At 49.7% G+C, this 13452-nt stretch carries 10 protein-coding genes and 3 tRNA genes; 7 read left to right on the forward strand and 6 right to left on the reverse strand.

All coding sequences use genetic code 11. The features are described from left to right. Positions 1-3: 3 nt before the first annotated feature. The 7 genes from OEY64_00320 (at position 4) to OEY64_00350 (ending at position 6129) form a co-directional block, all read left to right on the forward strand. On the forward strand, positions 4-1695 hold the full coding sequence (locus OEY64_00320; protein MDH5541385.1) for a GAF domain-containing protein: 1692 nt from the start codon (positions 4-6) through the stop codon (positions 1693-1695). An 11-nt stretch (positions 1696-1706) separates the two neighbouring features. Then, the gene (locus OEY64_00325; protein MDH5541386.1) at positions 1707-3101 is read left to right on the forward strand and encodes a sigma-54 dependent transcriptional regulator; all 1395 of its coding nucleotides are present in this window, start codon (positions 1707-1709) and stop codon (positions 3099-3101) included. A gap of 66 nt (positions 3102-3167) precedes the next feature. Continuing rightward, a tRNA-Arg gene (locus tag OEY64_00330) sits at positions 3168-3244 on the forward strand. Positions 3245-3613: 369 nt separating this feature from the next. Beyond that, a tRNA-Ser gene (locus OEY64_00335) sits at positions 3614-3703 on the forward strand. Positions 3704-4233: 530 nt separating this feature from the next. Then, positions 4234-4932 carry a DUF4386 domain-containing protein gene (locus OEY64_00340; GenBank protein ID MDH5541387.1) on the forward strand — a complete coding sequence of 233 codons (699 nt, stop codon included), beginning with the start codon at positions 4234-4236 and terminating at the stop codon, positions 4930-4932. Positions 4933-4938: 6 nt separating this feature from the next. Next, complete coding sequence (locus OEY64_00345) at positions 4939-5628, forward strand: NAD(P)H-binding protein (protein ID MDH5541388.1); 690 nt, start codon at positions 4939-4941, stop codon at positions 5626-5628. A 410-nt stretch (positions 5629-6038) separates the two neighbouring features. Beyond that, positions 6039-6129, forward strand: a tRNA-Ser gene (locus OEY64_00350). A 461-nt stretch (positions 6130-6590) separates the two neighbouring features. On the opposite strand, the gene recG is transcribed toward OEY64_00350, so the two are convergent. From recG to OEY64_00380, 6 genes are all read right to left on the reverse strand, one after another. Next, the gene (gene recG, locus OEY64_00355; protein ID MDH5541389.1) at positions 6591-8711 is read right to left on the reverse strand and encodes an ATP-dependent DNA helicase RecG; all 2121 of its coding nucleotides are present in this window, start codon (positions 8709-8711) and stop codon (positions 6591-6593) included. 71 nt (positions 8712-8782) lie between these two features. Further along, a complete protein-coding gene (locus OEY64_00360) occupies positions 8783-9127 on the reverse strand; it encodes a cytochrome c (GenBank protein MDH5541390.1) in 345 nt (114 codons plus the stop codon). Positions 9128-9284: 157 nt separating this feature from the next. Next, positions 9285-9686 carry a hemerythrin domain-containing protein gene (locus tag OEY64_00365; GenBank protein MDH5541391.1) on the reverse strand — a complete coding sequence of 134 codons (402 nt, stop codon included), beginning with the start codon at positions 9684-9686 and terminating at the stop codon, positions 9285-9287. Positions 9687-9771: 85 nt separating this feature from the next. Next, positions 9772-10788, reverse strand: coding sequence for a tRNA (adenosine(37)-N6)-threonylcarbamoyltransferase complex transferase subunit TsaD (gene tsaD, locus OEY64_00370; GenBank protein ID MDH5541392.1), 1017 nt, complete (start codon positions 10786-10788; stop codon positions 9772-9774). Continuing rightward, positions 10788-11741 carry a divergent polysaccharide deacetylase family protein gene (locus tag OEY64_00375; GenBank protein ID MDH5541393.1) on the reverse strand — a complete coding sequence of 318 codons (954 nt, stop codon included), beginning with the start codon at positions 11739-11741 and terminating at the stop codon, positions 10788-10790. Before OEY64_00375 ends, tsaD begins: the two co-directional genes overlap by 1 nt. A 166-nt stretch (positions 11742-11907) precedes the next feature. Then, positions 11908-13323 carry a S41 family peptidase gene (locus tag OEY64_00380; protein MDH5541394.1) on the reverse strand — a complete coding sequence of 472 codons (1416 nt, stop codon included), beginning with the start codon at positions 13321-13323 and terminating at the stop codon, positions 11908-11910. Between the last annotated feature and the right edge of the window lie 129 nt (positions 13324-13452).

The following is a 13452-nucleotide window of genomic DNA, read 5'->3' on the forward strand; positions in this document are numbered from 1 at the left end:
CAGATGAAAAACTCATCCGCTTTCGCTTCCATTCTGGAGATCCTTGGTGAAACAGGCGATCCCAGATCCGCATCCAGCATCCTCCCATCCGTTCTGAAAAAACTTCTTTCAAGCACAAATATGAAAACCGGGCTGATACGGCTCGAACACGTGACAGGCGATCTTGACATCAGCATGGATATTTCTGAGAAACTCCCTACATTCTGTTTCACCGGGCTTGACGCGCCGGGATGCGTCTGCGGTGAATCGATAAATTCAGGACTGTGCTCAGCCTCCGACAAATTTGAGGAACAGTTTTGCAATCAGGCAGGATTCGGCACCGTAATAAGCATACCTGTAAGGGTCGGGGAGAAACCTGCCGGCTTTATCTTTCTGGCTGGGGACGAATCCCGATCCGATATAGACATGGAAGAGCTGATGCTGGTGGCCAAACATGTCGGCATGGCGGTGCGGCGCATAGAAAAATTTTATGAGACAGAGAAACGGCTCAAAACGCTTGAAACCGTCTCCCATATAGGAACGATAATAACGAGCCATCTTGACCTGAAAGAGCTGACTCGCGCGGTGGTCGACCATCTCGGCAAGGTGATCAAGAACGACCGCGTAAACCTTGTCCTATACAACCAGAAGGATGAGACCCTCGAATTTATCGCCTCTTTCATGTCGGGGGAGATGGATACCAAAAATTCCGAGATCTACCCGTTAAGCGACGGCATGAACTCGTGGATAGTTAAAAACCGGAGACCGCTTCTAATGAAGGAGAACACGGTCGAGGAGTGCAAGAAGATGGGTATCCGGCACGGAGGGAAACCTGCCAGATCGTGGCTTGGCGTACCGATACTCCACAGGGGGATGATACTCGGAGTGCTGAGCGTTCAGAGCTACAACGAACCTTTTCTCTACAACAACGCTTCAATAGAACTTCTGAACATGGTGGCTACACAGGTGGCAGTCGCGATAGAAAACACCAGGCTTTACGAAACAACAGCAAAGAGGGAAATAGAAAAGCAAAGCCTCTACTACTCCTTGACGCACGACCTTCTTTCGCTTGTGACTCCAATATCGGGATTCAGCGAAGTGATGCTGAGAATGGATGAAAATGAATTCAAAAGCAAGCATGTCGAAATTGGAAACAGCCTGAAGCAGTCAGCCAGCAGGATCATCCAGTTTGTTGAGGACATACTTACGTTCTCAAAGATCCAGTCCGGGAAACTGGAACTTCATCCCGAAAACGCCAACCTCTACCAGATAATCGATCACTCGGTATCAAACTTCCATTCGGAACTTAACCTGCGGAAACTGGATCTGTACATTGAAGGGGAAAAGGTCATGCAGGCCTCCTCCCGATTTCCAAAGAAGGTTGTGACATGCGATACGCTCCAGATAGAGCGCGTGCTGAATAACTGCCTGCAGAACGCTGTAAAACACGCCTCTTCGCGCGTAGAACTGAAAACATCGGTGAACAACAAGAAACTGTTCTGCACCATTTCGGACGACGGCAACGGCATGTCGCGCGATCTCTCGCATAAGATATTCGACGAATATTTCCAGGCGTCTAACGGCAAAAGCGGCGTAGGGCTGGGCCTCCCTTCCGTAAAGAGAATAGTGGAACTGCACGGCGGAAAGGTCGAAGTCGAAACCGACATCGGAAAGGGTTTCGCGTTTACATTTTCGCTTCCGGTAAATAACGGGTAGGATTAATAAATATGATTACAAGAATCGTGACCATCGACGATGACATAAACACGCTGAAATCGCTTGAACAGCTTCTTGAGCTGAAAAAGTTCAAGGTATTCCCGCATCTTACAGTCAATGACGCGATGAACAATTTCGACAAGGACGATCCTCATATCGCCATCATAGACTTCTATCTTGACGACATTACCGGCGTGGAACTGATGAAAAAGATACATCAGAGAAATCCCGATATTCCTGTGATCATCCTGACCGCCTCAAGAGAGATAAACACCGCGATAGAATCTATCAAGGCTGGAGCGTATCACTACCTTGTCAAACCGGTTCAGCCGGACGAACTTTACAGCACCATCGACAAACTCGTGGAGAGCCAAAGGCTCAAGGAGGAGAATCTCCGCCTGAAAAACGAGCTTACGGCGAAATACCGTTTTGAAAATATTATCGGCAAATCGGCGGCGCTTGAGGAGATGTTCGCCATCCTGGCAAAAGCTGTCCAGACGAAATCGACCATACTTATCACCGGCGACTCGGGAACCGGGAAAGAGCTTGTCGCGCGCGCGGCCCACTATAATTCCCCGAGGAAGGACCACCCCTTCATAAAGGTGAACTGCGCCGCCATACCCGAATCAATGCTTGAGGCGGAGCTCTTCGGCATAGAAAAGAATGTCGCCACCGGCGTCGCCATGAGACCTGGGAAATTCGAACTTGCCGACGGCGGCTCGATATTCCTGGATGAGATAGGGGATATGGCCCCCTCCACGCAGGCAAAAGTGCTCAGGGTGCTGCAGGAACGGGAAGTCGAAAGGATAGGGGCCTCCGCCCCGAGAAAGGTCGACATCAGGGTCATTGCCGCGACCAATATAGATATTGCCAAGGCGGTAGAGGAGAAAAAATTCCGGCAGGATCTCCTCTATAGATTAAATGTTTTTCATATCCATATCCCTCCCCTGTCGAAAAGGAAGGACGACATCCCCTTGCTCGCCGAGCATTTCATTCAAAAATACTCGAAGGAGAACGGCATGGAGCCGAAAAAGATTGAACAGGAAGCGATGGAGTACCTTTCGAACAGGGATTGGCCGGGAAATATAAGGGAGCTTGAAAATACCATTGAGAGGGCCATCGGGATATCAGACAGCGACATGATAAAGGTCTGCGATTTTGACCAGGGGATAGCATTCAGGTCCCCTGCGAAGAGCGCGACCGTTCTCCCTCCTGTCGGACTTGACGGAAAAAGCCTTGATGATATTGTCGCGGATTTCGAAAAGGACATCATAACCAACGCGCTTGTGGAAAACAGGTGGAAACAGAACAAGACCGCTGAACAGCTCGGAATTTCCGAGCGAAGCATATGGTACAAAATCAAAAAACTTGGAATAGACATGAAAAAGGTCGATTCCGAGGAGTGATACAGCAAGAGTCGATTGCTTATTAAGCATTTTTTCTATACCATACCGTTCTTGCATTTAGAGCACGCGCCCATAGTTCAGTTGGATAGAACGCCAGATTGCGGTTCTGGAGGTCAGAGGTTCGAATCCTCTTGGGCGCGCCATTATAATGCTGATGGTGTTTTTGTGAGGATTCGAAAGCGAGTTTCCGGTTGCGACCGAAAAGGGAGCAGCGCCAAACAGGACGTTTGGCGAGGAAACGAGTCGGGGTCGAGCGAGCGATTTCAGGAGAAATCGCGAGAGTGACCGAATCCTCTTGGGCGCGCCATTATAATGCTGATGGTGTTCTTGCGAGGATTCGAAAGCGAGTTTCCGGTTGCGACCGAAAAGGGAGCAACGCCAAACAGGACGTTTGGCGAGGAAACGAGTCGGGGTCGAGCGAGCGATTTCAGGAGAAATCGCGAGAGTGACCGAATCCTCTTGGGCGCGCCATTGTTATTCGAAGAATACCGGCGTTGTGTAACAGGATATCCGGAGAGGTGGCCGAGCGGTTGAAGGCGTACGCCTGGAAAGTGTATGTGCGGGAAACCGTACCGGGGGTTCGAATCCCCCCCTCTCCGCCATTTTCAATAAATGGGATTCAAAACAAGCTTCCTTTATTTCTCCAGCAGAGCGAAGTTTCTGCGAATACGGCGTTAGCCGCACGGAGCTAAACGCGAATCGTCGGCCCGAGCAGACAGCGAGGGCAAATTGACACGACGTGCACGCGAGGGTAGGCGAATCCTTCTTCCCTTTCCGCCTTCTCTTCTCTTCCTTTTTCAAACAAGACGTTTGGCAAGGAAACGAATTTGGGTCAAGTGAGCGATTTCAGGAGAAATCGCGAGAGTGACCGATCCCCCCCCTCTCTCCGCCAGCCGCAGAAAGACCCTTTCGGATTGAAAAACTGCAAAAGATCCTGAAAAAATATCGGCTCGAAAATACTTTTGATCCAAAAACGAGCTTCTATTATTTTTAGTTGGACTACTTCCATTTTCCTTGTTACTACATATACTGAAAACTTAAACAAGCACCCAACAATGACGAAACAATTAAGGATTAGCTTTGATGATTCATTGAAATAAAATTTATGGTAAATATAGCAACGGGAAAAATTATGAATTTTGAAAGAAAGATCGCCAGAATAGCCGGAACACTTTTTATTATTGGCACGGTTGCGGGCATACTAAGCATTGCTCCAGCTATAGATGCTCCTGATTATCTTACTAAAGCTTCTGAAAATGCTAATCAAGTATTAAAAGGAGCATTTTTCCAGTTTATTATGGCGGTTGCATATATTGGATTTGCAATTTTGTTGTACCCAATTCTAAGAAGATATAATGAAAGTCTTGCAATTGGATTTGTTGGTTTCAGGTTTATTGCTGGAGTATTCAACATTATTGGTGTAACAAGCATCCTACTACTATTGACATTAAGTCAGGAGTTTACAAAAGCTCCTAATTTAAATTCATCCTATTTTCATACTTTAGGTGAATTATTGCTGGCTGGACGAGATTTCGTGGACCATGTGGCAATGATACTGGCACAAAGCATAGGCAGCATAATGTGTTACTACATCCTCTATCAAACAATGCTGGTTCCTCGATGGTTATCCGTATGGGGTTTAGCTGGAGCCACTTTGACTATATTTGCAAGCTTTCTTGTAATGTTCCATCTAATCGGTATTATTACGCCGGTTTACCTTGCTCTGCTCCTTCCGTTGGCATTACAAGAAATGTTTTTGGCGGTATGGCTGATTGTAAAAGGGTTTAATCAATCTGTGGTCATTTTTGAAAACTCAAGAACGGCATATTAAGAAGTTATGAAAAAGATTTGTATTGTTGGGGCGTCAGGGAAACTCGGGCAGTATATGGTGCAGCATGCGTTGGATCGGGGCTACGAGGTGGTTGGCGTTTGCCGGAAGCGGAGCATAGGCAAACTCGATGCGTTCAAAGGGCGCATCACAGTCATTCCCGGCATGACGAACGACCGCGAGGTTATCAAAGAAGCTGTCGCAGGGTGTGACGGAGTACTCACCGTGCTGGTACCTTGGGGTGTTCACCAGTACTCGTCTGGAACGGCCAAAGCAGTACTCGACTACGCGCATCCAGATGCACGCCTCATATTCTCCTGCGGCTGGCATATCGCTCGCGATAACCGGGATATTTACTCGCGAAAATTCAAAGCGCTCGTGAAGATCGCCAGCTGGCTCGGATGGCTTCTTCGGGCCATTGATATAGACGACCAGGTGGAAGCGTGTCGACGTGTGTTTGCCAGCGACACCCTGTGGACGGTTGTGCGTGGGAGTGACCTAGAAGAGGGGGAGAGCCAGGGCTTGCCCGTGTGGAGTCGGCATGTGGGTGATCCAATTCTCGAGAGCAATAAGACGCGCCGCGTGGACTTCGCCCTATTTATGGTAAAGAGCCTTGAAAATGACGATTTGATCCATGAAGCCCCGGCAATTGTCGGCTGCCGAACACCATCGGCGCTTGCATTCAAGTCAGGAAGCTAGAGATTGATAAAACGTATTCTGAAAATTAAGAAAGAATTTAGTCGCTAAAGAAATACTTGAAATCGTCCAATCCTAAAGATGCGATTCTGTGGGCGTTAAGATGTTCTTGTCCCCGTTTCTTTTTATTTTTAATCAATACAGGAAAGCGGGCACACGACGTGCACGCGAGGGTAGGCGAATCCTTCTTCCCTTTCCGCCTTCTCTTCTCTTCCTTCTTCAAACAAGACGTTTGGCGAGGAAACGAATTTGGGTCAAGTGAGCGATTTCAGGAGAAATCGCGAGAGTGACCGCTCCCCCCATCTATTCCCTGCACCCCTCATTTCCGCAAATCCAGGGACTTAAAAAAAATATCATCGAGAGATGGTATCGGAATATGGAAATGGGATAAGCTATCACCCTGAACTTGAAACGGAGAGATGGCCGAGTTGGCTGAAGGCGTTGGTCTCGAAAACCAATGTGCGGGAAACCGTACCGGGGGTTCGAATCCCTCTCTCTCCGCCATTTTTGCGAAAGAGGCATAGGCCTCTTACGTAAAAATAATAGATAAGGTCGGGATTCGAACGCGGACTGGCGGCCCGAGCGGATAGCGAGGGCAAATTGACACGACGTCAATTTAGCCAGGGAGTCGGGGCCGATGGAGCGTTGCAGGAGCAACGCGAGAGTGGCCGATCCCTCTCTCTCCGCCATTTTTACGAAAGAGGCATAGGCCTCTTGCGTGAAAATAATAGATAAGGTCGGGATTCAAAACAAGCTTCCTTAATTTCTCCAACAGAGCGAAGTTTCTGCGAGTACGGCGTTAGCCGCACGGAGCTAAACGCGAGTTTCCGTTTGCGAGCGGATAGCGAGGGCAAATTGACACGACGTCAATTTAGCCAGGGAGTCGGGGCCGATGGAGCGTTGCAGGAGCAACGCGAGAGTGGCCGATCCCTCCCTCTCCGCCATTTAATGTTAGTCGAATTGAACTACCCGATGTCACCGAGGAGGAGGCGTTCGCTCCAGTTTCTTTCTATCTCCTTGCGCAACGGCTGATGTTCGGGGAGTTTCAGCGTCGGATCCTTTCCGATAACCGCGAACGCTTCATCCTTCGCGTTTTTTAAAATATCAAAATCGCGCAGGAGGTTTGCCATTTTGAATTCAGGAAGGCCGCTCTGTTTCGTCCCCAGAATGTCGCCTGTTCCTCTAAGCTCGAGATCCTTTTCGGCGATGATGAATCCGTCGGTTGTTTTCGTCATCACTTTCAGCCTCTCTCTCGCCACGTCGCTTATGGGATATTCGATAGCGAGGAGGCAGTAGGAGCGCTCGGTCCCGCGCCCGACCCGTCCGCGAAGCTGATGGAGCTGGGCGAGGCCGAAACGCTCGGAGTGTTCCACCATCATCACGGTTGCGTTCGGCTGATCGATGCCGACTTCGACGACGGTTGTCGATATGAGTACGTCGAGTTCCCTGTTCATGAACGAGTGCATCACAGACTCTTTTTCGTCCGCTTTCATCCGCCCATGCACCAGGCCTATCTTGAGATCTGGAAATATCTTTTTGCGGTAGTTCTCGTACATCTCCGTGGCCGCCTTCAATTCCGATTTCTCGCTCTCCTCGACAAGCGGATAGATGATGTACGCCTGCCTCCCTTTTTTTACTTCCCGATGTATCTGTATCCTCGCCTTTGTCATCTCGTTCGGCTTTATCACTTTTGTTTCAATAGTCCCGCGCCCCTTCGGCATCGTCTTTATGACGGAGACGTCGAGATCGCTGTAGATCGTTAGCGCGAGCGTGCGGGGGATCGGGGTTGCGGTCATGATAAGGGTGTTCGGCCTTGCCCCCTTTGATATCAATTCCGCGCGCTGTTTCACGCCGAAGCGGTGCTGTTCGTCAATCACTACGACGCCTAGATTTTTAAACGAAACATCTTCCTGTATCAGGGCGTGGGTGCCGATGATGAGATCGACTTCGCCGGAAGCGATCCTCTCCTTCGCCTCCTTCTTCCCTTTGGTGCTCGCCTTGAGAAGTTCGAGTTTGACCGGGAACTCCGTTTTAATGTTCGAAATATTCTTGAAGTGCTGTTCCGCGAGGATTTCCGTAGGCGCCATTATCACCGCCTGGTACCCGTCCTTTATTGCGAGCATCATTGTCACGGCGGCGACGATCGTCTTTCCGCAGCCGACATCCCCCTGCAAAAGACGGTTCATCGGGTGAGGGCCGCGCATATCGCCAGTAATCTCGCCAAGGACATTCATCTGATCGTCCGTAAGGGTGAAGGGGAGGGAGGATATTATTTTTTCTACATCTCTGTCGCCGACGTTTATCTTTACGCCTTCAACGGTATCGGTATTCCTGCTCCTCTGTATCGCCATTGCCGTTTCAAGAAAGAAGAATTCCTCGAAGATCATCCGTCTCTGCGCGGGTGTTCTGAACCGGTTCAGATCCGCGGGATCCGTATCGTTCTCCGGTGAGTGAAGCGCCGCTACCGCTTCGCCTCTTGACGGGAAGCGATGCTTATCGAGAATATCGGGCGGAAGCGGCTCGGATAGCGCGGAGAGAGCTTTTCGGGAGTTTTCCAGGGCTCTTGTCACGAGCGAGTTCATCACCTTCTGGTTGATCCCTTCGGTGAGAGGGTATACGGGGACGAATCCGGCAGGATTTGTCCCGCTATCGTCGTCCTCCCCCTCTTCGATGATAGTTATATCGGGGTGCGCCATTTCGAAACAGCGCTGGAACCTGCTCATCGCGACCTTTCCTGTTACGATAATCTGAAGGCCGGGAGTATATTTTTTCGAGAAGTAATCACCCCTCACCATGAACCAGATACAGCTGAGTATCCCGGTATCGTCCCTCAGCGAAAGCTGAAACATCTTTTTGCCGAAACGTCTCCTTATCTCCTTGGCTTCTGCGATTTTGGCCTTTACGGTCTGGATCTTTCCCTCTTCCAGTTTGTCGATTGTCAGGAGGTTTCTTCTGTCTTCATATCTGGATGGAAAATGAAAGAGGAGATCGCCCACGGTACGAAGGCCGAGTCGCAATAGATTTTCAGCCCTCTTTGGGCCTACCCCCTTGAGGAACTGTATGTCGGTTGAAATGTCTATACTCAATTTTACCTAAGACAGAGAAACAGGTTCAGGGTTGAAAAGACCGCCCCTCGCAGGGACGAGGGGCGGCGGATCTATTTCGTCATTAAAAAATCGGTTAAGTTGGCTATGTCGCCTTCCGTCATCTCCTTCGGATTTTTATGTCTCGGCTTTTCCTTTCCGTTTGTCCTTTTCTTCAGGTCTGCGGTGATAGGGTCGTTCGCGGCCCACACACCTTCAGTATCGGCCAGCCATTTTTTAAGCCACTCCGGATTCGCTCTTTTTGAAATGTCTGCAAGATCCGGCCCTACCTTCTTCTTTCCAAAATCGTGGCATGCCTTGCATTTTTTATTGAAATAGGCTTCTCCCTCCGTTACGCCTGCAATCGCGGCAGAAGAGATGCTGAAAACGAGGAAGAGCAGTAATGCGAAAAACTTCATGATGAGCCTCCAAAAAAAATTAGTGATCCCCGGTTAATGTTGTTATGCAGACTATGTTATATCCGGTTGACTCCAAAGGCAATCGGCATAAGGGCAGTAACGATTATATGCCTATGGCTTTCGTGACATAGAAGCGGTCTATTGATCTGGAGATGATTTAGATAGCGAGTTTTTCGTATTCAGGGTATGTAGTCGATTCTTCCTTCTTGGTTCTCTCCATAAAACTGTGAATGAATTTATCCAGCTCTTCATGGTGGTCGCTGTCAATTTCCCCAGCCTCGAACTTTTCAAAAAAATCCTCAGCCTCCTGTATCAGCTCCCCTATCTCCGCCGTCTCCTGGGCCATGATCTTCGCGATCCGGGTGTCCTTTTCTGCCGCCTTGTTCAGCGTCGGATAAATTTTCTTTTCCTCATCTTCAAGATGTCTATACAGTTTTTTCTTCGCTTTCTGTATCTGCATATTCCCCTCTTTGGAGCTTATGCCGAAAAATTTCGCTTCGGATAAGGCTGTGGCTATGATGACGTGATCTCTTCTAAGTTCGTCGGTAATCTTCTTCATATACTGTCCGATCATTATTTTGATGAGGTTCCTTACCGTTGAAATTCTACATGTATTTGGCGGGCAAGTGAAGATAGATTTTAAATTATTGACCGGCTCCCGGGGGGGGAAGTTTCAGGTTCGCCTCGCCGTCGAGCGCGAGAAAATTCCGGAAATCCGGATTCTCGGTATTATTCAAGAAGATATGGTGCCCCGCCAGGGCGATCATCGCACCGTTGTCGGTGCAGAATTTCGGCTCAGGCCAGACTGTGTGAAAACCTCGTTTTTGCGACTCACGCTCCATTTCGGTTCTCAGCGCCTTATTGCAGGCGACACCCCCCGCAAGGACGATGTCTTTCAAGCCTAATTTTTCCGCCGCCAGCATTGTCTTTGTCACCAGGGTTTTTACCACGGTCGCTTGAAACGCGGCGGCGACATCGCAGGTTTTGGGCGAACTCTTCATCGCGTTGCGCACGGCGGTCTTCATCCCGCTGAATGAAAAGGCGAGCGGGTCGTTTTTCACATTCGGGACCGAGAACTGCAACTTGAGCGGATCTCCGTCGACTGCTTCCTTCTCGACGGCAGGTCCCCCCGGAAAGCCGAGACCGAGCATTTTTGCAACCTTATCAAACGCTTCCCCTGCGGCGTCGTCGCGCGTGGATGATATCTCGAAGAATTCAACGGGTGAATCTATCTTGAAGAGTGAAGTATGCCCCCCCGATACAACGAGGCAGAGATGGGGGTAGCGCAATTCGTGGTTTAATCCCGCGGCCACGATATGTCCATGCAGATGATGAACCGGGACAAGGGGTTTCTTTTCCGCCCACGCGAGCCCCTTGGCCGCCGCTATCCCTACCAGGAGCGCACCCAGGAGTCCGGGACCCTGAGTCACCGCGATGGCGTCCAGATCCTTGAGTGCTATTCCGGATAATTCCACCGCTTCGGCAATGACGATCGGGATGTTTTCAATGTGGCGTCTTGAAGCAAGCTCGGGGACTATCCCGCCGTACTTGGAATGGATCTCGTGCTGTGACGACGTGACGCTGGAGAGGACGGTTTTCCCGTTCTTTACAACAGCGGCGGCGGTATCGTCGCAGGAGCTTTCAATTCCGAGTATCAGCATCAGCGCACCAGCTCGGAGGCGTAAACTAGTTTTACCCCGGCCTTTTTGAATTCATCTTTCATTTCACCCAGTACCTTAATGGTTACTGAATAGGGATGTCCAATCGCAATTGTGGAGCCCCTTCTTTTTGCGTGGCGTATGGCTTGAAAAAGGGCTTTCCTGATGTTTTCCTCATTCCTGTCATCATCGATGAAAATGTCCCGCCCCGCGCTCTTTATCCCCTTTTCCCTGGCAGTTGACTGCGCGAGGCTCCATGGCGTGGTAAGGGAGTCGATGAAATATAGATGAGCGCCCTTGATCTCTTCCATTATTATCCGCATGCTCCCGGAGTTCTGCGTGAGGAGGGAGCCCATATGGTTGTTTGCTCCTGCGGCGTACGGAATTGATTTGATCAACTCGCGCGCAAGGCTCTTTAACTCTTCCGGCGAGTGAGAGAGGAGGAGAGTATCCTTGTCGATATTCTCCCCGTTTCCATCTATCGGTTCCATCGGGAGGTGTAGCATTACTTCGTGTCCGGCTTTATGTATCTCTTCGGCTAAATTCCTGGAGTGCGTCTGGCCGGGGAGGATGGAAAAGGTGATCGGTACATCAATCTCCAGAAGCTGGCGAACCGGATGTTTATTTACCCCTACATCGTCGATAATAATAGCCATGCGCGCGTTTGATCTCCCTGATGGCATCATCAAGGCATCTTCGAGGCGGTTTGCGTCCGAGCCGCGCCTTTCGGCTGATGAACCTTCGTGAATATCCCCCTTTCCAGGGATGGACGTCGCGGGCATTTTGTCTATTGTGATGGATAAGGGTTTTGTAGCGGCAGTTTTTGGGGGGGACATTTTTGGGAGGACAAACAGGGAGCCGATAACGGCGATGCCGACCAGAGTTACAAAGAGCGCCAGCGAAAGAACCGCCAGGCGCTCATGCTCATTCTTCTTTTTCTTTTTTTTTCCAGGCATGATGCTTCTGATTATAGGGGGTAAGGAAGAGGAAACGAAAAGTCCAAGAGGGCAAATCGGGGCCTTGGCTTTGGAGGCTTGTGTGCGATCTCATCTTTAAATTTGCCGGTTGAGTGTATGTTCCCTAAAGGGAGATGACGAACCGGGTATGTTGCGAAAGGATCTGTCAGCCGGCTTTCGGTATGTTTTTGACCTTGCCGCCTGAAAGTTTTTTCACGACGGAAACGGCTTTCCTCAGCTGATTATCTTCCTCAAGGTTGAAGACCTTATTTCTGTCCCTGATCTTCTTTTTTATGGCTTTCTTGGCATCCTTGCTGTCTTTCTTTTTGCCACCGTCTTCATCTTCGGCATCACTGTTATTGTTGAGATGTCTTCTGTCCACCTCGCCACGGAAACTGTCGATGAGGTCCTTTTCTCTCAGCGGTTCGGGGAGTTCAATGTCCTTGCCGTCTTCATCCTTCACGATAAGTTTTTCGGAAATATCGGGCTCGATGCCTATCCCGTGGATCATGATATCAGCCGGAGTGAAGTATCGCGCCGTGGTGAGGCTCAATCCGCTTCCGTCGCTGAGCTGTCGGATTGTCTGCACGGAACCTTTACCGAAGGTGCGCTGTCCGACTATAACGCCGCGCTTCAGGTCTTTCATTGCTCCAGCAACGATTTCAGAAGCCGATGCCGACCCGGCGTTTACAAGCACAACAAGCGGAAGGTCGGTATGCCCACCCCATGAGTTCGACATAAACACCGAATTCTGATCCGGGGTTCTCCCTTTAGTGGATACGATTACGTTGCCTTTCTCAAGAAAGAGATCGCTGACGTCTATGGCCTGCTTGAGAAGCCCTCCCGGATTGTTCCTCAAATCGAGAACGAGGCGCTTCATCCCTTTCGCCTCCATCTTCTTGATGGCGTCGTTCGCTTCCGTAGCGGTGTTCTGCGAGAAGGTGAGTATTCTAAGATATCCAGTGTCGCTGTCGATCATCGCGTATTTCGCGGATTTGATCTTGATGACATCCCTCACTATCTTTATGTCGAAAGTGTCGTTGGCGCTTTCACGGAAGATAGTGAGCGTAATCGGCGTGCCGACGTTCCCCCTCATCTTTTTCACCGCATCCATGAGATACATGTTCTTGGTGGTAACCCCTTCGATCTTGAGTATGATGTCGCCGGCTTCCAGTCCCGCTTTTTCTGCAGGCGTGTCCTCGATGGGGGCGACAATGCCGATGTAGGAATCCATTACAGTTATTTCAATGCCGAGTCCCCCAAATTTTCCTTCGGTCTCCTGTTTCCGGCTTTTATAATCCTCCACGTCCATGAATGACGAATGTGGGTCGAGAGTTCTTAAAAGGCCCCTTATCGCGCCATCCGCGAGATCCTTGGTTGTTTTTTCCTCGACATAATAATTTTGTATCAGTGTAAGAACTTCGGCGAATATCCTCAGGTCGTCGTAGGATGTCGCGGCCTGGGCCACGCTCCTTGAGCTTACAGCGGCGCCGGCTGAAAATCCGGCAAGGACTGCGACGAATATCCAGAGGCCGAAGCTTCGTATGAATTTATTTAAATTGAAACCGCCAGTTTTTTTCATAAGTTAAAAATAATAACACGCAAACAGTTATTTCCAAAGCGGATATATTTTTCAGGTATTTGGGGATCTCCGGCGTTACATTCAGAATCGGGTCTGGGATGGGTGAAATTGACATAAGCTTATATGCTA

The sequence above is a fragment of the Nitrospinota bacterium genome (assembly GCA_029881495.1).
Classification (GTDB): domain Bacteria; phylum Nitrospinota_A; class UBA7883; order JACRGQ01; family JACRGQ01; genus JAOUMJ01.

Coding starts and splice junctions, on each gene's coding strand:
- OEY64_00320 (MDH5541385.1), top strand. CDS start 4: ATGAAAAACTCATCCGCTTTCGCTTCCATTCTGGAGATCCTTGGTGAA.
- OEY64_00360 (MDH5541390.1), bottom strand. CDS start 9,127: ATGAAGTTTTTCGCATTACTGCTCTTCCTCGTTTTCAGCATCTCTTCT.
- OEY64_00375 (MDH5541393.1), bottom strand. CDS start 11,741: ATGCCTGGAAAAAAAAAGAAAAAGAAGAATGAGCATGAGCGCCTGGCG.
- OEY64_00380 (MDH5541394.1), bottom strand. CDS start 13,323: ATGAAAAAAACTGGCGGTTTCAATTTAAATAAATTCATACGAAGCTTC.
- OEY64_00340 (MDH5541387.1), top strand. CDS start 4,234: ATGAATTTTGAAAGAAAGATCGCCAGAATAGCCGGAACACTTTTTATT.
- OEY64_00345 (MDH5541388.1), top strand. CDS start 4,939: ATGAAAAAGATTTGTATTGTTGGGGCGTCAGGGAAACTCGGGCAGTAT.
- OEY64_00325 (MDH5541386.1), top strand. CDS start 1,707: ATGATTACAAGAATCGTGACCATCGACGATGACATAAACACGCTGAAA.
- tsaD (MDH5541392.1), bottom strand. CDS start 10,788: ATGCTGATACTCGGAATTGAAAGCTCCTGCGACGATACCGCCGCCGCT.
- OEY64_00365 (MDH5541391.1), bottom strand. CDS start 9,686: ATGAAGAAGATTACCGACGAACTTAGAAGAGATCACGTCATCATAGCC.